Here is a 26,024-nt window from a genome sequence, read left to right as displayed (position 1 = left end):
TGTAAGGGACTACGGCTGCGTTTCGGTGAAAACTTCCTCGTATCGGAACTCGGTGGGAATCTGCTCGCCCGCGGCGTGCGCCCGCTCTTCGCGGTGGCGCAGGTCGACACGGCGGATCTTGCCGGAGATGGTCTTCGGTAGCTCGGTGAACTCCACGCGGCGCACTCGCAGATAAGGGGCGAGGTGGTCGCGGGCGTATTCGAGTATGGCGCGGGCGGTTTCGCGATCGGGTTCCCATCCGGCGGCGAGTGAAACGTATGCCTTGGGAACTGCGAGACGGGTGTCGTCCGGTTGCGGGACGACCGCCGCCTCGACCACGGCTGGGTGCTCGATGAGCACACTCTCCAGCTCGAACGGCGACACCTTGTAGTCGGAGGACTTGAAGACGTCGTCGGTGCGGCCGATATAGGTGATGTATCCGTCGTCGTCGCGTGAGGCGACATCACCGGAGTGGTAGAAGCCCCCCGCCGTGACAGCGGCGTTGCGTTCCGGATCGCCCAGATATCCGGTCATCAGGTTGACCGGAGTGTATCCCAGGTCAAGGCAGATTTCGCCCTCATCAGCGAGTTCTCCGGTGATGGGGTCCACGAGTATGACAGGCACTCCCGGGGCCGGTCGGCCCATGGATCCGGGCTTGACCGGCTGTCCTGGCGTATTGCCGACCTGCAACGTGGTCTCGGTCTGTCCGAAGCCGTCACGAATCGTCAGACCCCACGCCTTCTCCACCTGTGCGATCACATCGGGGTTGAGAGGCTCACCGGCACCGAGGATTTCACGCAGACCGGCCGGTCGCTCGCCGAGGTCGGACTGAATCAGCATGCGCCACACCGTCGGTGGCGCACAGAACGTGTTCACCTCCGCACGGCGCAGTTGCTCCAGCAGCGCCGCGGCGTCGAAACGGCCGTAGTTGTAGACGAATATGGTCGCCTCGGCCAGCCACGGGGTGAAGAAGCAACTCCAGGCGTGCTTGGCCCAGCCCGGCGCGCTGATCGCCAGATGCACATCGCCCGGGCGCACGCCGATCCAGTACATGGTCGACAGATGCCCTACCGGATAACTGATTTGGGAGTGCTGCACCATCTTCGGCTTACTGGTGGTGCCGGAGGTGAAGTACACCAGCAGCGGATCGTCCACCTCGGTGACCGCCGCGAACGGACCCGCCGACATGGTCATCGTGGCCTCGGCGTAGGAGCGCCAGCCGGATACCTGCTGTCCCACCGCGATTCGCACGTAGTCGCCCGGCACCTCGTCGAACTTGGCGGTGTCGGCGGCATTGGCGATCACGAAACCCGCACCGCCCCGGTCGATCCGGTCGATGAGGTCCTCCGGGCCCAGCGCCGCCGTGGTCGGCATGATCACCGCGCCGAGCTTGGCCACGGCCAGCATGGCCTCCCACAGTTCGGCCTGATTGCCGAGCATGAGCATTACCCGATCGCCCTTGCCCACACCGAGACTCGACAGCCAGGTGGCCACCTGATCCGAACCGGTGGCCATCTGGTCGAAGGTGATGCGCTGTTCCGCGCCGTCCTCCTCGACGATCCAGAGCGCGGTCCGGTCGTTACCGCGCGCGATGACGTCGAACCAGTCGGTGGCCCAATTGAATACGCCGGTCAGGCGCGGCCATTCGAAATGCTCCAGTGCGGCGGTGTAGTCGGTGGCGTGCGCGACCAGCAGATCGCGGGCGGCGCGGTAGGCCGCGGTATTGGCGGTGGGCGTCGCGGTGGTCATGCGGTCTCCTCGGCGGATCGATTCAGCAGGTTCACGGCGATCTCGCGCATCTCGATCTTGCGGATCTTGCCGGTCACGGTCATCGGGAACTCATCCACCAGATGTACGTAGCGGGGGATCTTGTAGTGCGCGAGCTTGCCGGTGCAGAACTCGCGCAGGGATTCGGCGGTGAGCGGAGTCGCGTTCTCGCGCATGCGAATCCATGCCATCAGCTCTTCACCGTATTTGGCGTCCGGCACGCCGATCACCTGTGCGTCGAGGATGTCCGGATGGCTGTAGAGGAACTCCTCGATCTCGCGCGGATAGATATTCTCGCCGCCGCGGATGACCATATCCTTGATGCGGCCGGTGATCGCCACGTAGCCGTCCTGGTCCATGGTGGCCAGATCGCCGGTGTGCATCCAGCGCGCGGCATCGATGGCGTCGGAGGTCTTCTCGGGATCGTTCCAGTACCCGAGCATCACCGAATAGCCGCGCGTGCACAGTTCGCCGGGCAGTCCGCGCGGCACGGTCAGCCCGGTGACCGGGTCGACGATCTTGATCTCGATATGCGGTCCGGCCTGCCCCACGGTGGCGGTGCGCTGGGCCAGGCTGTCCTCCGCGCGGGTCTGGGTGGAGACCGGGGAGGTTTCGGTCATGCCGTAGCAGATGCTCACCTCGTGCATGCCCATGCGCTCGATGACCTGCTTCATCACCTCGACCGGACAGGGCGATCCGGCCATGATGCCGGTGCGCAGGCTGGACAGGTCGTAGGTGTCGAATTCCGGATCGGCCAGTTCGGCGATGAACATGGTCGGCACCCCGTAGAGCGAGGTACAGCGTTCGGCGGCAACGGCTTCCAGCGTCGCGCGCGGTTCGAACGAGGGCGCGGGAATGATCATGGCCGCGCCGTGACTGGTGGCGGCGAGATTTCCCATCACCATGCCGAAACAATGATAAAAGGGAACCGGAATGCAGATGCGGTCCTGTTCGGTATAGCCGCACAGCTCGCCGACGAAGTAGCCGTTGTTCAGGATATTGTGATGGCTGAGCGTGGCTCCCTTGGGGAAACCCGTTGTGCCCGAAGTGTATTGGATATTGATCGGATCGTCCGCCGAGAGCGCGGCCTGGGCGAGCGCCAGCCGTTCCGGATCGCCCGCGCGCCCGATTTCGAAGAGCCGCCGCCATTCCGGGCTGTCCAGCAGCACCACCTGTGCCAGGTCCGGGCATTCCGGGCGCACCTGCGCGATCATGGCCGCGTAATCCGAGGTCTTGAACGACGGCGCGGCGATCAGCGTGTGAATTCCGGCCTGCCCCAGCACATAGCGCAGCTCATGCGCGCGATAGGCCGGATTGATATTCACCAGGATCGCGCCGATCTTGGCGGTCGCGTACTGCGCCAGCGTCCACTGCGGGCAGTTCGGCGCCCAGATGCCCACCCGGTCGCCCTTGCCCAGTCCGCTCGCCAGCAGGCCCAGCGCCAGGGCGTTCACCTCCGCCAGGAACTCGCGGTAGGTCCAGCGGACACCGGTGGTGTAGTCGATCAACGCGTCGCGGTCGGCGAACCGGGCCGCCGTGCCATCGAGATTGTCGCCGATGGTGTCCCCGAGTAGCGGCGTGCTCCACGCCCCCGAGGAATAGCTCACCGGCCGGAGCCGGTCCGTGCTCATGCTCACTTCGGTAGGATCCACGTCACACCGCCACCCCGACCAGCCCCGAACGGGGGTAACCATGAGCCCGGCCACAGACGATCTGCTCCGCCCCGATGACGGCGACGCGCTACGCGCCGAATTACGGCAGATCGCGGCGCTGTCCAAGGCCCCCGTGGTGTTCGGCGGCACCGTGCACGCGGGCGGCCTGGTGCTCAGTGAATTCGTCGGCACCCGGACCAACGGCATGCGCGGCCTGCTGGTCGCGCCCAGTTCGGGTCTGGGCGGCAGTGCCATCGCCACCGGCAGGCCGCGTTCGGTCGCGGACTACCGTTCCGCCTCGACGATCACCCACCACTACGACGGCCCGGTGCTCGGTGAGGGCCTGCGCGCGGTGGTGGCGGTACCCGTGGTGGTCGGCGGGCAGGCGCGAGCGGTGCTCTATGTGGCCAACCGCGACTCCGGGCCGATAGGGGATCGGGTCGCCGATGCCATGGTGCGATCCGGACAACGGCTGAGCGTGGAACTCGCGATACGCGACGAGGTGGACCGGCGGCTGCGGTTGGCAACCGCGCGCGCTGCGGCCACGGCACTACCCGGCTCGGATGCCGCATTCGCCGAACAGCTTCGGGATCTGCACGCGGAATTGCGCGGAATCACGCCGTCGGTATCGGATACTTTGGCCCGCAACCGATTACGCACTGTCACCGATAAGCTGGCCCGCCTGGTGTCCGGTGTGGCAGATCCGGATCAAGAGATAACCCTGGCGCCCAGGGAATTGGACGTACTCGCCCAGATCGCCCTGGGCTGCACGAATTCGGAAGCGGCGCTGAGGCTTTCACTCCGCCCGGAAACGGTGAAGAGCTACTTGCGCAGCGCCATGACCAAACTGGGCGCGCATTCCCGTCACGAAGCCGTGGTGCGCGCCCGCCGTCTGGGCCTGCTGCCCTGACCGGTGCGGCCCGGCTGACGGGTATCGGTTGTGGCGTAAGGGGATGCGGCGATCGTCACGCACTCTCCTTCACCTCCCGCGCTACCTGGGTGATTCGCGTACGCGAATCACCCAGGTACTCAGCGTCTTTCGCTGATTTCAGCGGGCTGCCATATGGCGGATTGTCTCGCCGCCCTTGTGCTGGTGGAGTCGCCCGAAGCGGCTGTCCAATAGGTGGGCCATGCTTTCCGCGGCGCCGATGTACGCCTCTTCGACGGTGGCGGCGCGATGGCGGACCGCCACCGGGGGTTGCCCCTTGGGGCGCGCCTCCAGGTTGCACTGCTTGTCTTCGGAGCCGCCCTTATGGCCGTTCACGTCGGTGACGTGGGCTTCTACGCGGGTCAGATTGTCCGCGAAGCGGTCGAGGATGGATTCGATGGTGTCCTGCGCCTGCTCGATGAGTGCCGCGCTGCCGCCGATGTGCTTGTCGGCGAAGACCTGGATTTGCATGGCATCTCCAAACTCTTGGAATAGCCGAGAACTTGCTGACACCATTGACATTACCCGTTTTTCGGGGCGATCGGTCGGTTGCGAACGTCACTCGTGCGTAACGGTGCCGGAAGGTATTGTGCGCAACCGGATTTGCCCGCGATGCGGATCGGGTTACTCCGCTTGACGCCCGGCCGGGGTGGCGATCAGCCCGCGCCCGGTATCGGGGAGTTGATGACCGGCATCGCAGCGCAGCACGGCGCGTACCGGCGCACCGCAGTCGGAGTGCGATACCGCCAGCGGCGGCCCACCCGGTCCCGCCAAATGCTTATCGCCCCACTGCATGAGCGCGGTCAGCACCGGCTGTAATTCGCGGCCCGCGGCGGTGAGCCGGTACTCCTGGCGGGTGCGCGAACCCGGTTCGCGATAGTCGTGCAGTTCCAGTACGCCCGCATCCACCAGCGTGCGCAGCCGCCGGATCAGGACCGCGCGCGGTGCGCCGGTCGCCTCCTGGATGGCGTCGAAGCGGCGCACGCCCAGGAAGACCTCGCGCAGCGCGAGCAGCGCCCATTGCTCGCCGACTATCCCGAGTGCGGCCGCGACCGAACAGTTCCGTGCCATGCCCTACATCCTATCTACATTCACATTGTGAACCCAGGGTGTTAGGGTCATTTCCATGACGATCACCACCGAACCGCCCGCGAGCCCCGAATCCTGGGGTGAGGTGCGCAGCAAAACCGTCTACTGGCATGACCCCAAGGTCTCGCTGGAGGCAGCGCCGGGTCGCACCGGCCTGGAGTACCTGACCGCCATGGTGGACGGCGAGATTCCGGGCGCGCCCATCGCCGGGCTCATGAATATGCGCCCCGTTCAGGTGGCGAACGGCGATGTCGTGTTCGTCTGCACGCCGGACGAATCCATGTACAACCCGATCGGCATGATCCACGGCGGCGTCGCCTGCACCCTGCTGGACACCGCCGCCGGGTGCGCCGTGCACACCACCCTCGCCGCGAACGTCGGCTACACCTCGATCGAAATCAAAATCAACTACCTGCGCCCCATCCACGCGCACACCGGTGAGCTCACCGTGCACGGCTGGGTCACCAAACCCGGCCGCCGCGTCGCCTTCGCCGAAGCCGACGTCCGCGACGCCGACGGAACACTGCTCGCCACCGCGACCAGCACCTGCCTCGTCATCGGCGGCTGACCCCGTCCTAGGCGGCTGATCGCCCGGAAGCTGTAGTGCCGCTTCGGTTACGAAGGCTCAGCGGGTGGCGAGGTCCAGGACGTTGAGGGCGAGCTGTTCGGCGGCGTCCGGATGGCCCTGGGCGCGGGCGGCGGCGGAAACCGCTGTGCGCGAATCGGGTTCGGTGAGCAGTTCGAACAGGGCGGTGCGCAGGTTGGCGGCGGTGGCGTCCGCGCCGGACAGCGCCCGGGCGGCATTGTGGTCGGCGAGGATCTGGGCATTGCGGATCTGTTCGCCGCCCACCGAATGCGGGTAGGGGATCAGCACCGAGGGCTTGCCGAGGGTGGTGAGCTCGGCCAGTGTGCCCGCGCCGGAACGGGATACGACCACATCGGCGAGGGCGAGCACATCGGGGAGTTCGGGGCCGAGGAATTCGCGCACCAGATAGCGCTCGCGCAGGTCGGCCGGGAGCGCGGCCGCGCGTTCGCGCACCCGATCGTAGGAGAGCTTGCCGCACTGGTGGATCACATTGGCGATGGTGAGCAGTTCGGGCAGCAGTTCATCGATCAGATCGTTGATCTGCACCGCGCCCTGCGCGCCGCCGGTGACGTACACGGTGGGCAGCTCGGGGGAGTATCCGGTCCAATTCAGCGCCGGCGCAGCTGCTTTCGCATCACCGGTGGTCAGCGCGGGCCGAATCGGATTGCCGGTCACCACCGCGCGCCCGCGCACCTTGGCGGGCAGCCGTTCCACCGACGCCGCGGAGCTGAGCGCGATCCGGTCGGCGGCGCGGGCGAGTAGCTGGTTGGCCTTGCCGATGCCGGTGGTCTGCTCGTGGATCACCAGGGGCCGTCGCCGCAGTGCCGCGGCGAGCCCGATGGGAGCGCAGACGTATCCGCCCGTGCACAGCACCGCGTCCGGCCGGAAGCGCCGCACCACCGCCTGTGCGGTGAGCACGCTGAGCGGAACCCGCAATGCGTCCTTGGCATTGGCCGCGTTCAGCATCTTCAGCGGATTGCGATCGCGCCGCAGTTTTCCGGCCTTGATGCCCGTGAACGAAATGTCGTTTTCATCCGAGACGCGCTGTTCCAAGCTGTTCGGCACGCCGACCCACAACACCTCTGCGGTAGCACCCGCCTCGGCCGTCAGATCGCGCAGTGCGCGCACGGCCGATACCGCAGGGTAGGTGTGCCCGCCCGTGCCGCCACCGGCCACGACCACGCGAATGCGGCCCCGTGCGGCTACGCGTCGCAGGATTTCGGCGCGGTCGAGTGCGGATCCGGTCATGGCTGAGCCTCCTGAAGATGAGTCGGACGTACGGTACCGGTCGGTCGGCGGTGATTGCGAAGTGTTGGCTAACGGCCAATGGGCCTTTACCATGATCTGTGACTCGGATCACGTTGTAGCGGTAAAGGTTCTGACGCAAGTTCGTTTCTTAATCTGCCCAGCGAATTCGCACTTCGCCCAGCGAGAGGGGCCTGACGATGGAGCCCTGGACGCTGTCCCGCCGCGCTCGCCGTCAACTCCCGCGCCCGCAGCGCCGCCCCTCCATCGCCTGCACGCCGACCACGGGCCGGTAGTCCCCGGTTCGAAATCCACGAGATCGACTCGGCGACTACGAGTCCCAGCGTCAATGGAGGTGGCCATGAGTTCCTCGGCAGCGGCAGATCCCGCGTACGGCAATGGAATGCCCTGGGTGGAAGGCGGTGACGCGAACCGAATCCTTTCGCGCGCCCAGCAATTGACCAGACCACTGCTGCGCGCCGCGGTGGACACCCTGCCCGCCGAACTGCGGCTGGTCGCGGGCTACCACCTGGGCTGGTGGGATGCCGCCGGGGTGCCGACCCTCGGCGAATCCGGCGGTAAGGGCCTGCGGCCCGCGCTGGTGCTCGCCGCCGCGCGTGCCGCGAGCGGGCGCGGGGACTCGGACAGATCACCCGAAAAGGCCGTACATGCCGCTGCCGCAGTGGAATTGGTGCACAACTTCACGCTACTGCACGACGATGTGATGGACGGTGATGAGCTCCGGCGCGGCCGGCCCACCGCCTGGCGGGTCTGGGGCATCGACGACGCGGTGCTCGCCGGAGACGCCATGCACGGCCTGGCCATCTGGACCCTCGCCGGTGCGCCGATCGCCGGACTGTCCGGAATAGCGCGACTCGAACAGGCGGTCATCGAACTGTGCCTGGGTCAGCAGCGGGACTGTGCGGCGGAGTCGAAAGACGAAGTGACCCTTGATGAATGCCTGGAAACACTCCAGTACAAGACGGGTGCGCTGATCGGCTGCGCCTGTGCCATGGGCGCACTGTGCGCCGATGCCCGCCCCGATGTCGTGGAGGCGATGGACCACTTCGGGCGGGAACTGGGCATCGCCTTCCAGCTGGTGGACGATCTGATCGGCATCTGGGGCGATCCGGTGCGCACCGGAAAACCGGTCGGCAACGACCTGATGCGGCATAAGCGCAGTCTGCCGGTCGTGGTGGCGCTGGAGTCCGGTACCGCGGCCGGGCGGGAGTTCGCCGAGATGTACCGCTCGGGCGAACCGCTGGACGCCGCAGCGGCTCTGCGCGCCGCGGATCTGATCACCCGCGCCGGTGGCAGACGCTGGGCGCAGGCCGAGTCCATCCGCCGGGTGCGGGCGGCGAAATCGTGTATCGCGGGATATCGGGGTGCGCGGGATCTGATGGAATTGGCCGATTGCGTGGTGGAGCGCGATCACTGATCGTTGATACCGTTCACAAATACCGGCCGGTCGAATTCGACCGGCCGGTATTTGTTGCTGGACAGGTCATTTCAGCAAACTATTTCCCCGGCAACCCCCGCGCATACCCGGCTTGACGAGCTGACCATGGGACTTTGGTCCCCAATTCCCCGCATTCCGTTGCTCCAAAACAGCTGGGCTGTCAGGATATCGAGCACGCGGCGCACTCGATCTGCCGAAAGCGCGCCGAAATACATACCGGGCGTGTGTTTTTCGCCATTCGTGCACGACCATTTCCAGGAGTTCGAGCATGACCACGGGTCCTCTCGCCGAGTCCGGTCGCCTGACGGTGCTCGGCCGGGAGTCCGCCCGCGAATTGGTCGGCGAATCGGAGAATGCGGCGGCCATCGCGCACACCGGAATATTGCGAGTCACCGGTGAACCCGGCGGCGATCTGTATTTCCGTGCCGGACAGATCATTACGGTGGAATCGCCCGGCGCTCCCGGGGTGCGGCAGTTGCTCGCGCGGCCCGGGCGTATCAGCACCGGTGCGGCCGATGTGCGCCTGGTCGCCCAGATGGCGGCCCTGGACGGGATTTTCGCCATCACCGCGGGCTGGGTGTCGGGGTGCGGCTGGCAGGACGCGCCCGCGGAGTCGGGCGAGCTGCCCGGCATCGACACCGCCTGGTTGCTGTTCGAGACCGAGCGGCGGCTGGCCGCCCTCGCGCACGGCCGCGTCTCCCCGCATCGAAATCACCTGGTGCTCACCGATACCGGCCGTGAACTGCTCGCCGGCCACGAGGACGGTCACGGCAGCGCCGCGCAGTGGCGGGAGATCCTGCTCTGGGTGAACGGCCGGCACAGTTGCCGCGATATCGCCATGCAGCTCAGCCGCAGCCTGTACGCGGTGACCGTCGACGTGGTGCGCATGCTCGACGCCGATCTGCTCGCTATCGCCCCGCTGGAACGCGTGCAGCTGCCGATGACCGAACCCGCGCGCGGCGGGGCCAGATCACTGCTGCCGCGCCGCCGCCGCGGCGCCAGCGGCATCAATGACACGTTGCCGCCGCGCCCGCCGCAACCGGCCACCCGTGCCTATCAACGGACCGCCACCGCGCGGAAAACAGAAAGGACGCAATGAGTACCACGAACGCGACCGGACCGGGCAGCCTCTCGGACCGCATCGGAATTATGGTCAAAGTGCTGCGCTCGGAAGTTCCGGAATGCCTGGCCGCCGGCGCCATCGATATGACCACCGGAATGCTGCTGGCGGTGGAGACCGTCGACAATCATCCGCAGGAAGTGCTCGATCTGCTCGCCGCCGCCACCCTCGATCTGTTCCAGGGGCGCAATGTGGTGATGATCGAGGATATTTGGAAGGAGCGGCGCGGAGTTCGCCTGGAGCGGCACTATTTCCAGGAGATTCTGGTCAACAGCGATAACCTCACACACCTGTTCATTCGCACCGAGAGCCGCGATGACGTGGTTATCGTGGTGGTCTGCCGTAAAACGGTGAATGTCGGCATGCTATTCGCGCAGGCCCGCCGGGTGCTGAAGGAAACCGGCAGGCTGTAATTGGGCGCTTTGTCGCGATTTACGAGATTTGCGCGACGCCGCCGAGCATCGATACGGCCTCCGCGCGCGGCTGCGCCCGATACTCGTCGGGCCGCCACTCCATGACGGCGGTGATACCCGGCGCCACCATCTCGTATCCGCTGAAGAACTTCGCGAACTCGGCGCTGGAGCGCAGTTGGAAGGGCACGCCGCTGCGCTTGTTGGCCTCGGTGGTGGCCGCCAGATCCTCCGGCTCCAGAAAGTCGTTGGTGGCATGCGACATCACCAGGTGACTGCCCGGCGGCAGCGCGTCGCAGAGCGTCCGCACCAATTCGTACGGATGCCGGTCGTCGGTGAAGAAGTGCATGATGGCGACCAGCATGAGTGCCACCGGCTGCTTCATATCCAGGGTGGCGAGCAGATCCGGATGGTTCAGGATGCGCTCGGGATCGTTGAGATCGGCGTCGAGGTACGCGGTCCGGCCCTCGGGCGCGGAGTTCAGCAGGGTGCGCGCGTGCACCAGCACGATCGGATCGTTGTCCACGTAGACGATGCGTGATTCGGGTGCGATGCCCTGCGCGATCTCGTGCACATTGCCCGCGGTGGGCAGGCCCGCGCCGATATCGAGGAACTGGCGAATCCCGGCCTCCGCGGCCAGGTATCGGGTCACCCGGCGCAGGAAGTTGCGGTTCTCCACCGCGGCCAGCCGGACCGTGGGGAAGGCCTCGGCGACGGCGTCCGCGGACTCCCGGTCGGCCGGGAAATTGTCCTTACCGCCCAGCCAGTAGTCGTAGCGACGAGCGGGGTGCGGTTTGGTGGTGTCGATCCGCTCCGCTGCCGATTCCGAGTTCACAACGCTCCCAATCCAATTCGATTAGTGTTTGATCATGTCGCGCTACAGCCCATACGACTTCGAAGTTCACGCCGATCCGTACCCCCACTATGCCAGGTTGCGTACCGAGGCTCCCGTCTACCGGAACGACACCGACGACTTCTGGGCGCTGTCCCGGCATGCCGACGTGTTGGCCGCACTGCGCGATTCCGAACGCTTCTCCAGTGTGAACGGCATCCGGATGGAGCCCGCCTTCTGGGGTCCGCAGGCCGAACATTTCTTCTCCTTCGTCGCGATGGATCCGCCCAAGCACACCCGGCTGCGCGGGCTGGTGGCGCGCGCGTTCACCGCGCATCGGGTGCAGGGGCTCGCGCCGCGACTACGCGAGATCGCGCGCAACGTGCTCGATCCGCTGCTCGAACGCGGCAGCTTCGATCTGATGACCGATTTCGCCGGGCCGTTTCCGACCGATGTGATCTCCGAACTGGTCGGGGTACCGCAGGCGGATCGGGAGATGATCCGCAAGCTCGGCATGGAGATCATGTACACCGATGAGGAGTCCACCGATCTGCGGCCCGAGGCCGTGCAGGCCATCGGCGCACTGGTCGGGTACTACACCGAACTCACCATCGAGCGGAGCAAGGAGCGTCAGGACGATCTGCTGTCCGGACTGCTCGACGCCGCCGACGGCGATGACCGCCTCACCCCGGAAGAGATTGTCGGCGTACTGATTCTGCTGGTGGGCGCGGGCATCGAAACCGCCATGCTGACCTTCGGCAATACCTGGCATGCGGGCTGGCTGCATCCGGATCAGCGCCGCCTCGCCCTGGACGGCCGCATCGAGGACTGGATCGACGAGTCCATGCGCTGGGATCCGTCCACCCAGACCAATCTGCGCACCGCCACCGCAGACATCGAGCTGCACGGCGTCACCATTCCGGCGGGCGGCCGGGTACTGCTGCTCACCGGTGCGGCCAATCGCGATCCGGAGGTCTTCTCCGATCCGGACGCCTTCTATCTGGACCGCGACACCACCTCCTCGCTGGTGTTCGGCAGCGGCCGGCACCACTGCCTCGGCTCCAATCTCGCGCTGCTGGAATTGCGCACCGCGCTGTCCGAGATCGCCGCCGTGGTCTCCGACTACGACATCGATCCGGACGGTCTGCGCCGCATCCACTCCTCGAACAACCGCGGCTTCGCCAGCATCCCCACCACGGTCACCCGTCGCTGACCTCCTCCGCTGAGCCCGGACTCCCGGGCTCAGCGCCCGATGGTCCGACCATTGGGCCGCGCCCAGGTTTTCTTGGGCTTGCGTAAACCTCTCGCACGCAGTGGTCTGTGTCTCTTTTCTGGGTGCCCCGAATTGCCATAGCTTTGCTAACGTTCTCCGCACTGTCGTCCCGCAGCGCTGCCGGATCTTTGGGCGGCGGTGATTTCGGATCGGCTGGCAGCTGAGAGGACGGCGACGATGGCGGTACCCGTTGCTGCCTGGACCGGGCCGGTGGAGCGGAAAAAGCCCGCTGACACTGCCGAATTCCTGCGCATCGTGGATGCCGCGCCGACGCTGCGGCGGATGCCGCGCACACCCCGGATTCCGCTCGCACCGGCTCAGGAACGCATGTGGCATGCCGCGGCGGCCGGATACTCCGCTGACTGGAATGTTGCTCGCGCGTTTCGGATTCGTGGTCAGGCGGTAAATATCCCCGCACTGCTGGGCGCCATCGATGACATCATGCGGCGGCACGCTCCGTTGCGCACCTGCTATCCGGCGACCGCGGACGGACCCGTGCAGGTGGTCATGGACGCCGATGTGGCGCGGATCGATGTGCGCGTGGTGGACAGTTTCGCGGGCGAACTCACCGAGCGCATCGCCGAATTCAGCGGTCGCGCCTTCGACCTCGGCACCGAGGTGCCTATCCGGGCGCGAGTGTTCCGGCTCGGGGCGCGGGATGTGGTGCTGGCACTGGTTGTGCACCACATCTCCCTCGACGGTCAATCCATGGGTCCGCTCATGCGGGATCTGGTCACCGCCTATCTGGCGCGCGCAAGCAGACAGGCTCCCGCGTGGCCGCCGCTGCCGGTCGACTACATCGACTACACGCTGTGGAAGCACGAATACCTGGGCGCGTACGACGATCCGTCCAGCCGGGCCAGCACCCAGCTGCGGTACTGGGCGAACAATCTGGTCGGACGGCCCATCCCGCTCGAATTGCCCTATGACAGAGCCGGTTCCGGATATCGGGACGCCGCCGGTGCGCTGCTGCGGGTGCGCCTGGACGCCGATATCCACCGCATGCTGCTGCATCGCGCCCGGCAGAGCGGTTCGAGCGTTTTCATGATGCTGCAGACCGCCTTCGCGGTGGCGGTGTCGGCCTTCGCGAAATCGCCCGATGTCACCGTGGCGACCGCGGTCTCCGGTCGTGATGATCCGCTGCTCGCCGATATCGTCGGCAATCTCGCGGACGATGTGCTCATGCGGGTGCGCCTGGACCGCGCCGCCGATATGACCGAACTGCTCGACCAGGTGCGCCGAGTCGCCCTGGCCGCCTTCGCGAATCCGGACACCTCCAATCCGCGACTGCTGCGCTGCCTGCCGCAGGATCCGAACCATCCGCTCTTCCAGGCCACGCTCATCCTGCAACGCGATGACGCCGCCCCGCCCGGGGAATCGATTCCGGGCGGATTGTCGGTGACCGAGGTGCCGACCGGGGTGGTGCGCGCCAAACACGATCTGGAATTCGGGCTCACCGAGCATTACGACCACACCGGCGTACCGGTCGGAATCGATGGGCCGTTCCTGTATCCGATGGCCCGGTTCGATCCGGAGACCGCCGAGCGCTTCGCCGAAAAGTTCCTCGCCACCGTCGAATTGATCGCGAGCGGGTACACCGGGCCGATCGCTCCACTGCTGGTCAGCGCGCCACGGCGGCGTGCGCGCCGGGTCCGGAACCGTCCGGCCCCTGGCTGTTGAGGGCTGTGCAGGACTGAACTTCAGGCTGTTCGCGACTGAACGTCAGACCGTGCTCGACTGAACCGATCCCGGTGTCGCCTCGTGGAACCAGCGAAGCGTGCCGAGTGAACCGAGGTCGACATGACCACAGATCCGATCAGACGCCGGGAAATAGTGGCGGGGGCGAGCGTGCTGGTGTTCGCGGCCGCGTGCACCGGCGGGCAGCGGAGTTCCGCGCCCGCGGGTTCGTCGATGTCATCCCCGCCGACCACGACCTCCGGTGCACCGCCATCCACCACCGTGCCGCCGACGACCGAACCACCGCCCCCGGCACCGGGTCCCGCGCCGATCGACGGCACCGTGCTCGCCCAGGTGTCGGACATTCCGGTCGGATCGGGCGCGATTCTCGGCGATACCGTCGTCACCCAGCCCAACGCCGGAACCTTCCTGGCCTTCTCCACCGTCTGCACCCATCAGGGGTGCGCGGTGAACTCGCTATCCGGCGGAACGATCAATTGTCCGTGCCACGGCAGCCGTTTCGCCCTCGACGGCTCGGTAGTGGCGGGTCCGGCAACCCGGCCACTCGTCTCTCGCGAGGTGAGTGTGCGGGACGGTCAGCTCATCGCCGGTCCCGCTCCGGCCGTGCCGGTCGCACCCGCTTCCGAAGAACAGGCACCGATCCCGGAGGCCGCCCCGGTCATCACCGACCCCGGCGCACCGGACAACGCCCTCGCCCGAACCTCCGACATCCCCGTCGGCTCCGGCGTAATCATCGGCAATACCGTTGTGACACAGCCGAACCCGGGCAACTTCATCGGCCTCTCGGTGATCTGCACCCACCTCGGCTGCGCCGTGAACGATATCTCCGGCGGCACCGTCAACTGCCCCTGCCACGGCAGCAAATTCAACCTCGACGGCTCCGTCGCGGCGGGCCCCGCCACCCGCGCCCTGGACCCCCGCGAAGTGAGTGTGCAAGGTGAGTGGCTGGTTTCGGGCGCGGGCAGCCCCGACGACCCCATCCCGCCACCCAAACCCTGGTGGTGCGAGATCATCCCGCCCGGCTGCCTCGGCTGCTGAACACCCCTGGAGTGAGACCCCGTCATCCCGGCGTGCTTTTGGCCGGGATCCGCACCCGGCCAGCCGCCTCAGCGCCAGAAACTGTTGCGGCGCTGCTTCTTCGGGGCGGAGAGCGGTTTCAGGCGGGCGGGTAGTGTGGCCGTCGCGTCCAGCACGATGAGGTTGGCTATGCGGTGTGGCAGGTCCAGGCGGGTGCGCAGGTGCGGCCAGCCGCCGTCGAGCAGTTCGACCAGGGCGGCGGAGTCCAGATCCAGATCGCAGATGGCGCGGAACAGGGCGTGTGGCTCCAGGTCGTGCTGTTGTGCGCACAGGGTGAGCAGTGCGGGCACCCGGTCGTGTCCGGCGACGATGAGGATCTGCTTCAGCAGTGCGGGTGCGCCGGTGGCGTCCGAGTGTTCGGACATGCGGCGGGCGACGAACTCGTTATCGGTTTCTATTGCCGCGCTGAGCATTTCCCGGTGTTCGGCGATCAGCAGCGGGTCGTCGATCGCCGCCCGGATCAGCGCCGAGACCTCCGCCCGGGTCCAGTCGCCGCGCCCTTTGCCGCTGCGCCCGAAGAGATTCGGCCGCAACCGATTCCGCCCGGCCTGAGCCTGCGGTTGCGCCGCCTGCGCATCGAGCACCGCCAGATCCTCCAGCGCCTGCGGCAGGCCGATGACGCGGCGCAGTGCGCTCCACGCCGGTTTCAGCGCGTCCACCAATTCGGCCGGTTCGGCGCGAACGATGGTGACCGCCTTCATGAGTTCGAAGGCGTCCACCGCCGGGTACCGGGTGCATTCGGCGATGAGCCCTGGCAGCCGATCCGGCGGCGCACACGCCATGATCTGCTCCAGCACATAGCGATCCCGGCTGGTGCAGGAGATATTCACCATGAGCTGCGCGACGATCGCGAGTTGGCTGTACATGGCGGTGCGCAGCAATTGACTGCTGCCGGTGTGCACCGCCGGATCGCCGATCTCGGCGCGCACCGTCTCGTACACCAGATAGCGGTCCTTCGCGCGGACGGTGAACTCGCGCAGCGCCCGATGTCGTTGCAGCCGTTCGATGACCAGGGCGCGCTGTTCGGTATCGCCGGTGATCCAGTCCCGTTCGAGTTGCGGCCAGACGGTTTTGGCATCGCTCGCGCTGAGCGTTCCGGTGTCCAGCCGCCGGAAGGCCGCCGCCGCCAGGACTTCGCTGAGATCGAAGCCGAGCTGCTGGGCGACCCGGGTGGCGTGCCCGCGATCGCGGGTCTCGCTCATGACTCGATCGACGAGCGTCTGCTCGAAGACCTCGCGCACTTGATTCCGCACCGGCAGATTCGCCAAAGCCGTTGTGACGTCGGTGTTGTCGAGCGCGAGATGAATCGCGCGCCGCGCCACGGTGGCATCGGTGAACCAGTCCGGGCTCAGGGTCGGATCGGTGAGCACCTGCACCATTTGCGCGTCATCGAGCAGCGCGGGTTCCAGGGCGCGCAATTGCTGTTGATAGCACCACTGCCGAATATCGTTGACCGACACCAGCATCGCGGGCACAGCCAGCCCAGCCAGTCGATGCTCGACGATATCGCGACCCAGGCGCTGATAGGTGTCGGCGATATTGTCGATACCGCTGGCGGCGTCGATGATCCGCCGATCCGGCGGCGGGGGAGCGGTACGGCCGATCACCGCGGTGATACTCGGCAACTCCGCCATGGGCGCGGCGCCGGTGGTGAATGTCAACTCCCGCAGCGTGTTCCGTGGCAGCACGCCGTACAGCGCGGACAGCATGCGCACCGCCTCGCCCGCATCCTCGACCCGGAGCGCGAGGGTCGGCCCCCGGCCGTCGAGGTGGGCTAGCACCGCGCCCACGAGCACCGGCAGCCAGGACTGTCCGAGGGCGCTCTCGACCGCCTCGGCGAGCCCGCTCCCCGCTTCGGCCGCGGCCTCCGGCCAGCTGTCGGTCGGTGAGACGGACTCGGTCAGGGTGTGCAGGAACGCACCGGATCCGAAGAGCCGCAGCGCCATGGCCCCGTCGAGCTGCTCGCGATTGCCCGCGATCAAGTGCGTGACGCAGGTGCCCGGCCGCACCTGGGACGGCGTCTTCAATCCGGCGACGGCGATCCCCCTGGTCACGGTGAACTCCAGCGCGAACCCCACCGGCTCACCGCCCTCGGGCAGGGTCGCCAGCGATCCCAGTTCGCGCACCGTGAAACCCAGTGCCGCGGGCCAATTCCCGGACCGCGCCACCACACCCACTCCGGCGCCGGAGGATTCGAGATTAACCAGCGCCCAGCCACACACCAGCTGTGGAAATCCAGTCATCGGTAGGCCCGCAGCTCCTCGATCATCTCCAGCATGTACACCACCGGATCGGCCGCGCCGTACGGTTTGAAGACCGGATAGGTGCCGTTGCCGCGCTTACCGCAGCCCACCGCCGATACCGGGAAATACATATTCCACGGAAAGTGAATGGACAGTGCGGAATCCACCGCCGGGAACAGCTGCCGCACCATATTGCGGGTGATCTCGCAGCGCTCCCGGATGCGCGGCGGATCGTAGGCATTGCCCGAACCGTTGGTGCTGACCGGGCTGTCCGCCCAATTCGCGGGCGGGGCAACGATATTGGCCTCCGGCAGATCCAGCAGCGAGAGCAGATCGGTCTTGGCGACAATGGTCGATACGTGCAATCGCGGCGGTTCGATGGGCAACTGGATCGGATAGCTGTTCGCCGCGCGCCACAGTTTGGCGATCTGATCGATCATAAGCGTGGTGCGCCCCACGGTCTGCGAATGCTCGACGATATTGCTCAGGCTCTCCTGATCATCGGGATCGGCCTGTTCGCGCATGAGGGCCAAGTATTGCTTGTTCAGCGTGGACGGCACCACGAACCAGAGGAAATCGGCGACCGCCAGATGCGGGCTCACCCGCGCGGCGACCGCACCGTCGGCGATGTCCTCCCCGGCCACGTCCACGAACGCCAGATTCACCGCGCTCGCGGTGTGCACCGAATACGCCGTCACCAGAATGGGTCTGCGCTGTTCCAGCCCGGCCCAGGTGTGGCCCTGGGATTGCCGCTGCGCGTTCATGGCGATGCCGTCGGTGCGCTGGGTCTGGTCCATGGCCATGCGGCGCGGTCCGGTGGCGTCCAGGGCGCGGCGATCGAGCAGGCGGGCTTCCAGGGCGGTCCACAGGCTCGCGGATTTGGGGGAGACGATGAAGGAGAAGCGCCCGGCCAGGTGTGGATCGTTCATCATCGAATGGATCATGGACACGATCAGATGGCTCTTGGACGAGGCCGACTCACCGACGAAGCCGATCACCTTGGTGGGGTGATCCAGGGTGACCGGATCGAGTTCACAACCCTTGGGGCAGCGCAGATTCAGCTTGTCGAAGTAGGTTTCGATCTGTTTGGCATAGCCGCCGTTGCGCTGGCGGATGACCGTGTACCAGCGGTTGCGCTCACGGTCGTAGCGGAATTCGGTGAGGCAGTTCAGGCAGACGGTTCTCACCGTGTGCACCTCACGAGAGCACCGCGAAGGTCATGACCACGATGGTCAGCACGAAGAACGCCACGCCCACCCGGACGCCTATCCAAAGCCAGTGCGAGGCACGCGAACCCGGGTAGAGGTAACGCTGCCATGCCATGCCCGCCTGTCGATATCTCACCGCATCACCTTTAGAAGAGCTTTCCGATTTCGACGATCACCCAGGTGAGCAGCGTGAAAGCCAAGCCGCCCAGCATGATTCCGATGACCGCGGTGGTGGCCAGCAGGGCGGCCACGAAACGGTAGTCGTCCCTGGACAATCCGGCCAAGAGCTTCTGCCTGGACGCCAGCACCGGGGCCGTCAGGTAGCTCCAGGTGGACGAATAGACCAGCGGGTCGGGCGGTTCGGATTCGGTCTCACGCGGCGGACCCGGGGTGAGCACCGATGTCAGGTGTGGTTGATCCGGAACCGCGGGCCGGGGCGCTCGGCTGGCTTGCCGCGACCGTTCGATCGCCTCGCGGAAGTAATGCTGGAATTCCGCCGCGGATTGGTGCCGCTGCGTCGGATCCAGCGAAAGCGACTGCTCCAGTACGACTTTGATCTCATCCGGCGTCCCGGCCGGACCGTAGGCGTGATTGAGCACCTCGGCGCACACCACCGCGAACGAGTACACATCGCTCAGGTCGGTGATCTGGCCGTGGTGCAGATACTCCGGGGCCGAATACTGCCGGGTGCCCAGCGCCCCGTGCACCTGGGTGAGCCGCTGGACGTTCTCCCGCATTTCGATGGCGATCCCGAAATCGGCGAGCTTGGCGCTCCCGTCCCGGCAGATCATGATGTTCTCGGGTTTGATATCGCGGTGCACCACCTGTTTGGAGTGCGCGTACACCAGCCCGCCAAGCGCATCGGTGAGAATTCGGAGCAGGCTCGGCAGCGCCCAGTTCTCCCGGTACCGCAGATGCTGGCGCAGATTCTCCCCGGCGATGAACTCCATCACCAGAAACGGGAATCTGCGGCCGTTTTCGACGAACACCCCCGCGTCATGCACCATTACGATGTTCACGCTGTTCATCTGGGCCGCGATCCGGGCCTCGCGTTCGAACCGCTCCTGCTGGACCCGCTCATCGCGCTCCAGCGGCATCAAACTGCCCGAGTCGAGCACCTTCACCGCAACTCGCCGTCGCAGCTGCCGGTCCCAAGCATCCCAGACCTCGGCCATACCCCCTCTGCCGACGAGTTCCCGAAGCTCATACCGGCCATTGATCAGCCTCAACCGCGTGCGATCCCTCCAAGCCCGATGAACCGCGCTCCCTCGGCCCACCTAGGACAACTCGAATCCCCGCCGAGTCTACGCGCGCGCCCACCCCGGCACCTCCCCATATTCCGCTGTCCCGCAAAACATTCAGCAAAACCTCAGCCCCCACCGACGCGTATTCACCCACACCTCGTTCACCAGCCGATTTGCGGTTCCGCACCGGTCTCCGATAACTTCTTCCAGTCGCCCCGGGCAATCGGGGCAACGGGGCTATGGCGCAGCTGGTAGCGCACCTCACTGGCAGTGAGGGGGTCAGGGGTTCGAATCCCCTTAGCTCCACGCATTGGCAAAGCCGCAGGCATTGAGCCTGCGGCTTTGTTCGTTTCATGGGTTGGATTGGGGAGGGCCACAGTGAGCCGATTCTGGAAGCACGAGCTACGGGAGGCACGGGATCGGGCGGCGTTCGACGCCACGGACTTCAGCGCCATGAACTTCACCGTCACCACGGTCTCCTTCGACGGTAGCGACGAGGTCGTCGAGACCATGTCGATGGCCGATGCGTTCGCATCGCTCGGGTCGAGTCCGATGTCGGAGTCCGCCGAGGTGCGAACACGCATGTGGGACTGGTTCGCCGAGGCGCTCACGTACACGCTGTTCACGCTGCCGCCGGACAGCCGCCTGATCTTCGCCAATCTGGTCGACGGCGAGACCGACAGGTTCATGCGATTCACCAGGTTCGATGAGTTCCTGCTCTGCGAGACCTCGACGACGCACGACAGCGAACAGCGCAATCCCAAGAAGCGGCGCGGCAGCGTCGATATGTGGAGCTATGGCGAATGGCAGGAGCCGGACCCGAAAAAGGGTATGGACAGCTGGTTCCGGATCATCGGATGGCCGGGCGCCTACGCGGAATTCGAAGAGGTCGCGGATGCCGCGGTGGAGGCGTTCCGGTACGTCAGTTCGGCGGAATGGCCGCAGGAACTCGTCTCCATCGCCGTCGATGTGAAAACCGACGCCGAGCTCGAGATCCCGCTGTTCGAACACGATCCCGTCGACGCCGAGACGATGACGAGCTTCCCCGCCGAACGTCTGGAGGAATTGCTGGCCATCCACGAGGAGATGCTCGACTATCAGCGGTCCGAAGGCGCTCGCGCGCACCGGCTCCGGGTGGGGATCGCGGGATCCTATGCCCGGAACCAGCACGCGGAGGTGCTGGTGATCGGTGCCGAGGACGACTGGCCCCCGACGCGCGAGCGCACCCTGGATGTCATCGCGCAGACCGGTCCCACGAGTCTGCTGGTAATGGATGTGGTGCTCGATGTGCCCGCGGGCGAGGATGTCGGCGCGTACCTGGCGCTCCGCGAATTCGACGAGGTCGATACGCACCAGGGCTCCCGTCCGTACCTCGACGGAATGCTCGCCGCGGAACCGGATTTCGCGGAAGCGCTGCGCGCCAGACCCGCACTGGCGGAGGCGGTGCGGGCCGGGACGGTGCAGTTGCAGTACCACCTGATGGTCGTCTGCGATGACGGCAGCTTCTCGGCCTGTTCGTACCTCTAGCCCCGGCCCGGCTCAGTTCATCGAGCCTTCCATCGGAATGTAGATCTCCGCCGCCTCCACGAACGCACCGCCGATCCGCGCGGCCAGGGCCAGCGCCTCATCGGTCTTGCGCATCGCGACGCGATAGAAGTCGCGATCGTCATCGTCCTCGCCCAGCTCGAGCAGTTCCTCGGCATTGCGCGCCAGCCAATGCCGGGTGAGCTGGACGGCGGGCGGGCTGACGAATCCGCCGATCTCGTAGTTGGTCGGAATCGTGTAGTTGGCTTCCCATTCCAGCGCCGGGAATTCCGTGCGCAGCAGGCCCAGTAGCGCCGAGTTGTCGACCAGGCCCGAATAGCCGGTCAGTTCGGCCTCGCGCTCGAGCAGCGTCGGCCAGGCCTTACCGCGCTGGATCCAGCCCGGCAGGATATTCGCGAGGAACTCGACCAGTACGAATTGCAGGTTGCCGGTGAGGACTTCGCCCGGATGAGATTGTTCGCCATTGGGTTTGGTGAACGGCTGCCCGGCACGCAGCGCCCGCACCGCATTGCGCAGCAGCACGACCTTACCGGAAATCCCTTCGGCGAGATGCTGATCCGCCGGGAGGCTGCCCTCGGTATCCGGCCGCACCCGGCCCGGCAGTCGCGAGTCCAGAATCGAGAGCTGGTGCATCGCAATCTGATCCACCTGATCCGGGGTGCACCGGTTGTACTGCAGCACCGTCTCCGCGACATCCTCCGGAGATTGCGCGGTGACGAAATACGGTCGCCCCCACACATACAGCTGTGCGTCGAAGCCACTGTCGTGCCCGACCGCCTGCATCGTTCCCAGCCCCCAGGCGTTGGCCCGGAACCGGACCTTGGCCTGCTCCACGCCGAACCGGATCAGATCATCCAGATCCCGGTCGTCGCCGTAACCGGCGATATACGGAAGCACTCGGCTTTCGGCCATCCGCATATCAACCGCATGAAAACTAACGTCGTACCCCATAATTGCCAGACAGTACCTGCACTGCCAGGCAACACAATCGACCAGTCTGTTTTCGGGTTCTCACGGCCGCCGGAACAGTTCGAGGTTTTCGCACAGGAAGTCGTCCAGGGTGCGCGGACTGCTGCCGAGCAGCCGGGTGGCGGTGTCGGTGGGGTGTTCGGGACGAGTCACCGCGAGCTGCTGGATTTCCATCACGTGGGCTGCGAGCCAGGGTGGCATACCGGCTTCTCGAATGAGGCTGTCGCGGAACGCGGTTGGCGGCAGGTCCAGATAGCGGATGGGATGGCCGAGTAGCCGGGTGAGGCGAGTGGCGAGTTCCGCGTGGGTGATCGCCTCGGTGCCGGTGAGTGTGTAAGTGCGGCCGGTGAGTTCGGGGCGGGTGAAGACGGCTGCGGCCACATCGGCGATATCGCGGCAGTCGATGTAGTTGCAGGCGGCGGTGCCCATGGCTCCGGTGAACAGGGATCGAGCGGCGATGCCGGGGGCCAGGGTGAGCAGCTTCTGCATGAATGCGTAGGGGCGCAGGATGGTGTGTTCTATTCCGGACGCCCGCAGCTGCTCTTCGATGGCGTGGTGCCAGCGTGAAAAGGCAACGGGGGAGCCGGGTTCGGCGGCCGGGGCGGAGAGTTTGACGATGTGCTCGATACCGGTGGCCGCCGCGATATCGATGCACCGGTTCTCCAGTTCGACCTGGCGCGGACCGTTGGTCATGGTGAGGAACAGTTGCCGGGCATCGGTGAACGCGGCTCGCAGCGTGGCGGGATCCGTCGCGTCGGCGGGGTGGATTTCGGTCCAGCGCAGTGTGGCTGGCGACAGCTCGGTGCGCAGGCGTTCGGGGTCGCGGGTGAGGGCCCGGCTCGGCCTGCCGAGCGCGGCGAGCCCGCGTATCAACGCGGATCCCGTTGCGCTCGACGCGCCCATGACGACGATCATTGCGAATCCCTTCGGGTGCTGCCGATCCAGCGCCAGGTGGTGATGGTCGCCGCGAGCGCCGCGGCGATGGGGAAGTCGATGCGGATGCGGTCGGGCAGGCCGGGCAGGTAATGCGTTGCGAGCCAAGCGATTACCGCCGCAAGCACGGCTGCGGCGACGGCAGCGGCAGCGACGACGGGAACCCTCGGTGTGCCCGAATGTCGTCGATATCTGCTGCCTCGCAACAACATTCCAATGAGCGCGGCAACGATGGCAGAAGTTCCCGCGATCGAGGTGAACGCCGCGTACAGCAGGTCCCGCTGTCCGGTGAGCAGGCCGCCGATACCGGCGGACAGCGCGGGTGCGAGATAGGCGACCAGGACTTCGCGCCACAGCACGAACTTCGGTGGCGGCTTATCGGACATATCGTTAGGAACCTAACTATGTGTCTGCAAAAAAGCGCGCGGGGCGACGGACCTCAGTCCGCGACCAGCGCGCCGATACCGGAGGTGATGCGCTCGAGCAGATCGAGGAAGAGCTTGCGCTCCTCCGGGGTCAGGGTGGCGACCATGGATTGCAGGCGGGCGAAGTGTTCGGGTGCGATCTCCCGCAGCCTGCTCGCACCGCGAGCGGTGAGGACGACCATCACGGAACGGCCGTCCTCACCGGATCGCGTGCGGCACACCAGCTTTTCCTTCTCCAGCGTGTCTATCAGGCCCGTCACCGTGGCCCGGGTGACACCGAGGGCGGCCGCCAGCTGCGAGGGCGATTGCTCGCCGTCGCAGTCCTCGAGGTGGGCCAGTAGCCGATAGCGGCCGGTGGACAGCCCGAATCTGGCGAAATGAATCTCGGTGGCCTGGCTCAGTCTCGCCCCGGTGGCCAGCAGCCGTACCGCGACGAGTACCGCCTGCGGGTCCGCCTCGCGCTCCAGTCCGTATCGCCGGAGCTGGGAGCGGGCCTGCGCCAGGGTGGGGGTCGCCATCCCGGTCGAATCGGTGTCCACCCGACTAATATGGCACCTAACTACTGTTTCGGCAAGGTGGCGAGCATCGGCAGGAGCAGGTCGGGGCGGTACATGATGTCGTAATGCGTTGTGCCCTGAGCTATTTCCAGACGGGCCAGGTTGGGATGCGCGGCATTGAGCCGGGTGACCGTATCGGCGGCGTGCTCCCGGAAGATCACATCGGATTCCGCGGTCACGACCAGGGCGGGGGCCTGGATCTCGGCCAGTCGCGCCGTCCAGTCGTAGTTCTGGGCGAGGAGTTCCCTGGTCTTGGTGACCAGGGAGGTCCAGCCGTTCGGATCCGGGGCGATACCGGTGTACAGCTGGTGCAGCGGGGTGCCGCGCATGGCTTCGGGATCCATTGCGGCCATGCCGGCGCGACTTTCGGGCCGCCAGCCGTCCGATCGGAACGGTGCGCCGATCACGACCAACCCGCTGACCAGCTCCGGTGTGCGCGCGGCCACCTGCATGGCCACCGACCCGCCGAGCGAGTACCCGACGATATCGGCCTTGCCGAGATTCAGATGGGTGATGAGCGCCGAGACGTCGTCGGCGAGCGATTCGTAGGCCAGCGGCCGATCGCGGTCGGGGGTGTGGCCGTGCGCCTGCAACTCCACCGAGATCACCCGGCGGGTCTTGGCGAGCTCGGAAACGTAAGGGCCGAAAGTGGATTCGGCGGTGCCGAGCCCGCCGTGCAGCAGCGCCATCGGCCGTCCGGATCCCTGCGTCTCGTAATAGACGCTGCCGCCGTTGATCTGGGCGTAGTGGCCTTTCCCGTCGGCCGATGCGCGATCGGCCGCCGCGGCGGGTATGGTCGTGGACGTGCCCGCATCGGCGGTGTCGTCGTTGCCGCAGCCACTGACGATCACTGCCGATAATGCGACCAGAGCGGTCAGCGGCAGAATGCGGATTCGCATGGAATTGATCCTCTCGAAAATATCAAGCAAGCGGGCGCGTCAGTGCGCCAATTGATCCGCGCTGATCAGGAATTCCCCCGAAACCGGCGTCAGCAGTCCGATATTCGGATTGTGGCTCAGCTTGGGGATTTCGGTATGACGCGCGTTCGGAAGTACCGCGGTGATGGCGCGTGCGGCGGTGCGCAGCAGTGCTCCGCTCTTACCGCCGGAGATAACCAGGGTCGGGATTTCGATATTCGCCCAATCGGCCGGGCGCAAAGCCTCACCGCGCATGAACGGACCCATGACCGCCCAATCGTGCGCGGCGGCGGGTGCGGTGGCCAGCAGACTCTTCCAGAAGGGGGTGAAGCGCATGATCGCGGTGAACGCGCGGGGCATACCCATCGCATTGATCATGTAGTAGCGCACCACCTCGGCGCGCCGGTCCGCGGCGATCAACTCATGCAGCCGCACCGCCAGATTGGCCGGTGGCACGAAGTTCTCGCGATCGGTGACGAAGGGCGGTTCGAAGGCGATCACCTTGGTGAGGCCCGGAATCCGGCCCGAGGCGGCGGCCTGCAATGCCAGGCCCGCGCCCGAGGACCAGCCGAAGATCGCGGCCCGGCCGCCGACCGCCTCGACCAGCGCGGCGAGATCGTCGATCTCATTGCCCACGTGATATTCGCCGGGCGAATCGGTGCTGTCGCCACGCCCTCGCCGGTCGTAGTTCACCACCGTGAGACCGTAGTCGTGCGCCAATTTCTCGGCCAATTCCACCATTTTCGGGAATTTCCGGTAGCTGAACGCTCCGCCGATAAGAATCACCGTTCCGGCGTCACCGCCACCGACGCGATCGTATGCCAGCTCGACGCCCCCGGGCGTAATTATGGTTTCCAACGTAATGTCC

At 66.2% G+C, this 26,024-nt stretch carries 25 protein-coding genes and 1 tRNA gene; 10 read left to right on the top strand and 16 right to left on the bottom strand.

All coding sequences use genetic code 11. From position 1 onward, the window contains the following. Positions 1 to 9: 9 nt before the first annotated feature. Together AB0L82_RS21610 and AB0L82_RS21605 are read right to left on the bottom strand one after the other, a co-directional pair. On the bottom strand, positions 10 to 1,728 hold the full coding sequence (locus tag AB0L82_RS21610; protein ID WP_364638886.1) for an AMP-binding protein: 1,719 nt from the start codon (positions 1,726 to 1,728) through the stop codon (positions 10 to 12). Continuing rightward, on the bottom strand, positions 1,725 to 3,377 hold the full coding sequence (locus AB0L82_RS21605; RefSeq protein WP_364638883.1) for an AMP-binding protein: 1,653 nt from the start codon (positions 3,375 to 3,377) through the stop codon (positions 1,725 to 1,727). The genes AB0L82_RS21610 and AB0L82_RS21605 overlap by 4 nt, the downstream gene beginning before the upstream one ends. Positions 3,378 to 3,438: 61 nt before the next feature. Between AB0L82_RS21605 and AB0L82_RS21600 the strand changes: the two genes are divergently transcribed. Next, the gene (locus AB0L82_RS21600; protein WP_364638880.1) at positions 3,439 to 4,308 is read left to right on the top strand and encodes a LuxR C-terminal-related transcriptional regulator; all 870 of its coding nucleotides are present in this window, start codon (positions 3,439 to 3,441) and stop codon (positions 4,306 to 4,308) included. Positions 4,309 to 4,446: 138 nt separating this feature from the next. Here the strand turns inward: AB0L82_RS21600 and AB0L82_RS21595 are convergent, their stop codons facing one another. Continuing rightward, on the bottom strand, positions 4,447 to 4,797 hold the full coding sequence (locus tag AB0L82_RS21595) for a ribosomal subunit interface protein (RefSeq protein WP_364638877.1): 351 nt from the start codon (positions 4,795 to 4,797) through the stop codon (positions 4,447 to 4,449). A 153-nt stretch (positions 4,798 to 4,950) separates the two neighbouring features. Beyond that, positions 4,951 to 5,397 (bottom strand): helix-turn-helix domain-containing protein, encoded by a 447-nt coding sequence (locus AB0L82_RS21590; protein WP_364638875.1) that lies wholly within the window; start codon positions 5,395 to 5,397, stop codon positions 4,951 to 4,953. A 55-nt stretch (positions 5,398 to 5,452) separates the two neighbouring features. Here AB0L82_RS21590 and AB0L82_RS21585 point away from each other — a divergent pair, with 55 nt between their 5' ends. Next, positions 5,453 to 5,983, top strand: a complete 531-nt coding sequence (locus AB0L82_RS21585; RefSeq protein ID WP_364638871.1) for a PaaI family thioesterase — start codon at positions 5,453 to 5,455, stop codon at positions 5,981 to 5,983. 57 nt (positions 5,984 to 6,040) lie between these two features. Here AB0L82_RS21585 and AB0L82_RS21580 read toward each other — a convergent pair whose 3' ends face one another. Further along, positions 6,041 to 7,249 (bottom strand): UDP-N-acetylglucosamine--N-acetylmuramyl-(pentapeptide) pyrophosphoryl-undecaprenol N-acetylglucosamine transferase, encoded by a 1,209-nt coding sequence (locus tag AB0L82_RS21580; RefSeq protein ID WP_364638868.1) that lies wholly within the window; start codon positions 7,247 to 7,249, stop codon positions 6,041 to 6,043. Positions 7,250 to 7,607: 358 nt separating this feature from the next. Here AB0L82_RS21580 and AB0L82_RS21575 point away from each other — a divergent pair, with 358 nt between their 5' ends. The 3 genes from AB0L82_RS21575 to AB0L82_RS21565 all read left to right on the top strand — a co-directional run bounded on the left by AB0L82_RS21575 (position 7,608) and on the right by AB0L82_RS21565 (position 10,238). Further along, positions 7,608 to 8,684 carry a polyprenyl synthetase family protein gene (locus AB0L82_RS21575; protein WP_364638865.1) on the top strand — a complete coding sequence of 359 codons (1,077 nt, stop codon included), beginning with the start codon at positions 7,608 to 7,610 and terminating at the stop codon, positions 8,682 to 8,684. A gap of 289 nt (positions 8,685 to 8,973) precedes the next feature. Continuing rightward, on the top strand, positions 8,974 to 9,804 hold the full coding sequence (locus AB0L82_RS21570; protein WP_364638862.1) for a hypothetical protein: 831 nt from the start codon (positions 8,974 to 8,976) through the stop codon (positions 9,802 to 9,804). After that, complete coding sequence (locus tag AB0L82_RS21565; protein ID WP_364638859.1) at positions 9,801 to 10,238, top strand: hypothetical protein; 438 nt, start codon at positions 9,801 to 9,803, stop codon at positions 10,236 to 10,238. Before AB0L82_RS21570 ends, AB0L82_RS21565 begins: the two co-directional genes overlap by 4 nt. A 19-nt stretch (positions 10,239 to 10,257) precedes the next feature. On the opposite strand, the gene AB0L82_RS21560 is transcribed toward AB0L82_RS21565, so the two are convergent. Next, positions 10,258 to 11,070 carry an SAM-dependent methyltransferase gene (locus AB0L82_RS21560; protein ID WP_364638856.1) on the bottom strand — a complete coding sequence of 271 codons (813 nt, stop codon included), beginning with the start codon at positions 11,068 to 11,070 and terminating at the stop codon, positions 10,258 to 10,260. A 34-nt stretch (positions 11,071 to 11,104) separates the two neighbouring features. Between AB0L82_RS21560 and AB0L82_RS21555 the strand changes: the two genes are divergently transcribed. The 3 genes from AB0L82_RS21555 to AB0L82_RS21545 all read left to right on the top strand — a co-directional run bounded on the left by AB0L82_RS21555 (position 11,105) and on the right by AB0L82_RS21545 (position 15,076). Then, positions 11,105 to 12,280, top strand: a complete 1,176-nt coding sequence (locus AB0L82_RS21555) for a cytochrome P450 (protein WP_364638854.1) — start codon at positions 11,105 to 11,107, stop codon at positions 12,278 to 12,280. Positions 12,281 to 12,517: 237 nt separating this feature from the next. Next, the gene (locus tag AB0L82_RS21550) at positions 12,518 to 14,020 is read left to right on the top strand and encodes a condensation domain-containing protein (protein ID WP_364638851.1); all 1,503 of its coding nucleotides are present in this window, start codon (positions 12,518 to 12,520) and stop codon (positions 14,018 to 14,020) included. A 120-nt stretch (positions 14,021 to 14,140) separates the two neighbouring features. Then, entirely contained in the window at positions 14,141 to 15,076 is a 936-nt protein-coding gene (locus AB0L82_RS21545) for a Rieske (2Fe-2S) protein (RefSeq protein WP_364638848.1), read from the top strand. Positions 15,077 to 15,144: 68 nt separating this feature from the next. Here the strand turns inward: AB0L82_RS21545 and AB0L82_RS21540 are convergent, their stop codons facing one another. The 4 genes from AB0L82_RS21540 to AB0L82_RS21525 are packed head-to-tail and all read right to left on the bottom strand — an operon-like array spanning position 15,145 to position 19,741. After that, positions 15,145 to 17,358 (bottom strand): hypothetical protein, encoded by a 2,214-nt coding sequence (locus AB0L82_RS21540; protein ID WP_364638845.1) that lies wholly within the window; start codon positions 17,356 to 17,358, stop codon positions 15,145 to 15,147. Beyond that, entirely contained in the window at positions 17,355 to 18,545 is a 1,191-nt protein-coding gene (locus AB0L82_RS21535; RefSeq protein WP_364638842.1) for a hypothetical protein, read from the bottom strand. The genes AB0L82_RS21540 and AB0L82_RS21535 overlap by 4 nt, the downstream gene beginning before the upstream one ends. Before the next feature lie 10 nt (positions 18,546 to 18,555). Next, positions 18,556 to 18,702 carry a hypothetical protein gene (locus tag AB0L82_RS21530; RefSeq protein WP_364638839.1) on the bottom strand — a complete coding sequence of 49 codons (147 nt, stop codon included), beginning with the start codon at positions 18,700 to 18,702 and terminating at the stop codon, positions 18,556 to 18,558. Between the two features lie 10 nt (positions 18,703 to 18,712). Further along, positions 18,713 to 19,741: a serine/threonine-protein kinase gene (locus tag AB0L82_RS21525; protein WP_364638837.1), complete on the bottom strand. Its 1,029-nt coding sequence runs from the start codon at positions 19,739 to 19,741 to the stop codon at positions 18,713 to 18,715. A 302-nt stretch (positions 19,742 to 20,043) separates the two neighbouring features. Here AB0L82_RS21525 and AB0L82_RS21520 point away from each other — a divergent pair. Together AB0L82_RS21520 and AB0L82_RS21515 are read left to right on the top strand one after the other, a co-directional pair. Beyond that, a tRNA-Ala gene (locus tag AB0L82_RS21520) sits at positions 20,044 to 20,116 on the top strand. Positions 20,117 to 20,188: 72 nt separating this feature from the next. After that, entirely contained in the window at positions 20,189 to 21,337 is a 1,149-nt protein-coding gene (locus AB0L82_RS21515) for a hypothetical protein (protein ID WP_364638834.1), read from the top strand. 12 nt (positions 21,338 to 21,349) lie between these two features. Here AB0L82_RS21515 and AB0L82_RS21510 read toward each other — a convergent pair whose 3' ends face one another. The 6 genes from AB0L82_RS21510 to AB0L82_RS21485 all read right to left on the bottom strand — a co-directional run bounded on the left by AB0L82_RS21510 (position 21,350) and on the right by AB0L82_RS21485 (position 26,014). Then, positions 21,350 to 22,267 carry a hypothetical protein gene (locus tag AB0L82_RS21510; protein WP_364638832.1) on the bottom strand — a complete coding sequence of 306 codons (918 nt, stop codon included), beginning with the start codon at positions 22,265 to 22,267 and terminating at the stop codon, positions 21,350 to 21,352. Positions 22,268 to 22,366: 99 nt separating this feature from the next. Then, on the bottom strand, positions 22,367 to 23,239 hold the full coding sequence (locus tag AB0L82_RS21505) for an NmrA family NAD(P)-binding protein (RefSeq protein WP_364638829.1): 873 nt from the start codon (positions 23,237 to 23,239) through the stop codon (positions 22,367 to 22,369). Beyond that, on the bottom strand, positions 23,236 to 23,643 hold the full coding sequence (locus AB0L82_RS21500) for a hypothetical protein (RefSeq protein WP_364638826.1): 408 nt from the start codon (positions 23,641 to 23,643) through the stop codon (positions 23,236 to 23,238). The genes AB0L82_RS21505 and AB0L82_RS21500 overlap by 4 nt, the downstream gene beginning before the upstream one ends. Before the next feature lie 53 nt (positions 23,644 to 23,696). After that, on the bottom strand, positions 23,697 to 24,221 hold the full coding sequence (locus AB0L82_RS21495; RefSeq protein WP_364638823.1) for a MarR family transcriptional regulator: 525 nt from the start codon (positions 24,219 to 24,221) through the stop codon (positions 23,697 to 23,699). A gap of 20 nt (positions 24,222 to 24,241) precedes the next feature. Continuing rightward, the gene (locus tag AB0L82_RS21490) at positions 24,242 to 25,138 is read right to left on the bottom strand and encodes an alpha/beta hydrolase (protein WP_364638820.1); all 897 of its coding nucleotides are present in this window, start codon (positions 25,136 to 25,138) and stop codon (positions 24,242 to 24,244) included. Between the two features lie 39 nt (positions 25,139 to 25,177). After that, positions 25,178 to 26,014, bottom strand: a complete 837-nt coding sequence (locus tag AB0L82_RS21485; protein WP_364638817.1) for an alpha/beta hydrolase — start codon at positions 26,012 to 26,014, stop codon at positions 25,178 to 25,180. Positions 26,015 to 26,024: the final 10 nt, after the last annotated feature.

This window comes from Nocardia sp. NPDC052001 (assembly GCF_040680615.1).
In the GTDB taxonomy this organism is placed as follows: domain Bacteria; phylum Actinomycetota; class Actinomycetes; order Mycobacteriales; family Mycobacteriaceae; genus Nocardia.
This window is presented reverse-complemented; position numbering and strand designations above follow the sequence as displayed.

Excerpts from the sequence above, each read along its gene's own strand:
- AB0L82_RS21555 (WP_364638854.1), top strand. The coding sequence starts at position 11,105 with ATGTCGCGCTACAGCCCATACGACTTCGAAGTTCACGCCGATCCGTAC.
- AB0L82_RS21565 (WP_364638859.1), top strand. The coding sequence starts at position 9,801 with ATGAGTACCACGAACGCGACCGGACCGGGCAGCCTCTCGGACCGCATC.
- AB0L82_RS21570 (WP_364638862.1), top strand. The coding sequence starts at position 8,974 with ATGACCACGGGTCCTCTCGCCGAGTCCGGTCGCCTGACGGTGCTCGGC.
- AB0L82_RS21575 (WP_364638865.1), top strand. The coding sequence starts at position 7,608 with ATGAGTTCCTCGGCAGCGGCAGATCCCGCGTACGGCAATGGAATGCCC.
- AB0L82_RS21525 (WP_364638837.1), bottom strand. The coding sequence starts at position 19,741 with ATGGCCGAGGTCTGGGATGCTTGGGACCGGCAGCTGCGACGGCGAGTT.
- AB0L82_RS21595 (WP_364638877.1), bottom strand. The coding sequence starts at position 4,797 with ATGCAAATCCAGGTCTTCGCCGACAAGCACATCGGCGGCAGCGCGGCA.
- AB0L82_RS21540 (WP_364638845.1), bottom strand. The coding sequence starts at position 17,358 with ATGACTGGATTTCCACAGCTGGTGTGTGGCTGGGCGCTGGTTAATCTC.
- AB0L82_RS21550 (WP_364638851.1), top strand. The coding sequence starts at position 12,518 with ATGGCGGTACCCGTTGCTGCCTGGACCGGGCCGGTGGAGCGGAAAAAG.
- AB0L82_RS21505 (WP_364638829.1), bottom strand. The coding sequence starts at position 23,239 with ATGATCGTCGTCATGGGCGCGTCGAGCGCAACGGGATCCGCGTTGATA.
- AB0L82_RS21490 (WP_364638820.1), bottom strand. The coding sequence starts at position 25,138 with ATGCGAATCCGCATTCTGCCGCTGACCGCTCTGGTCGCATTATCGGCA.
- AB0L82_RS21585 (WP_364638871.1), top strand. The coding sequence starts at position 5,453 with ATGACGATCACCACCGAACCGCCCGCGAGCCCCGAATCCTGGGGTGAG.
- AB0L82_RS21500 (WP_364638826.1), bottom strand. The coding sequence starts at position 23,643 with ATGTCCGATAAGCCGCCACCGAAGTTCGTGCTGTGGCGCGAAGTCCTG.
- AB0L82_RS21545 (WP_364638848.1), top strand. The coding sequence starts at position 14,141 with ATGACCACAGATCCGATCAGACGCCGGGAAATAGTGGCGGGGGCGAGC.
- AB0L82_RS21605 (WP_364638883.1), bottom strand. The coding sequence starts at position 3,377 with ATGAGCACGGACCGGCTCCGGCCGGTGAGCTATTCCTCGGGGGCGTGG.
- AB0L82_RS21510 (WP_364638832.1), bottom strand. The coding sequence starts at position 22,267 with ATGGCCGAAAGCCGAGTGCTTCCGTATATCGCCGGTTACGGCGACGAC.
- AB0L82_RS21610 (WP_364638886.1), bottom strand. The coding sequence starts at position 1,728 with ATGACCACCGCGACGCCCACCGCCAATACCGCGGCCTACCGCGCCGCC.
- AB0L82_RS21580 (WP_364638868.1), bottom strand. The coding sequence starts at position 7,249 with ATGACCGGATCCGCACTCGACCGCGCCGAAATCCTGCGACGCGTAGCC.
- AB0L82_RS21600 (WP_364638880.1), top strand. The coding sequence starts at position 3,439 with ATGAGCCCGGCCACAGACGATCTGCTCCGCCCCGATGACGGCGACGCG.
- AB0L82_RS21590 (WP_364638875.1), bottom strand. The coding sequence starts at position 5,397 with ATGGCACGGAACTGTTCGGTCGCGGCCGCACTCGGGATAGTCGGCGAG.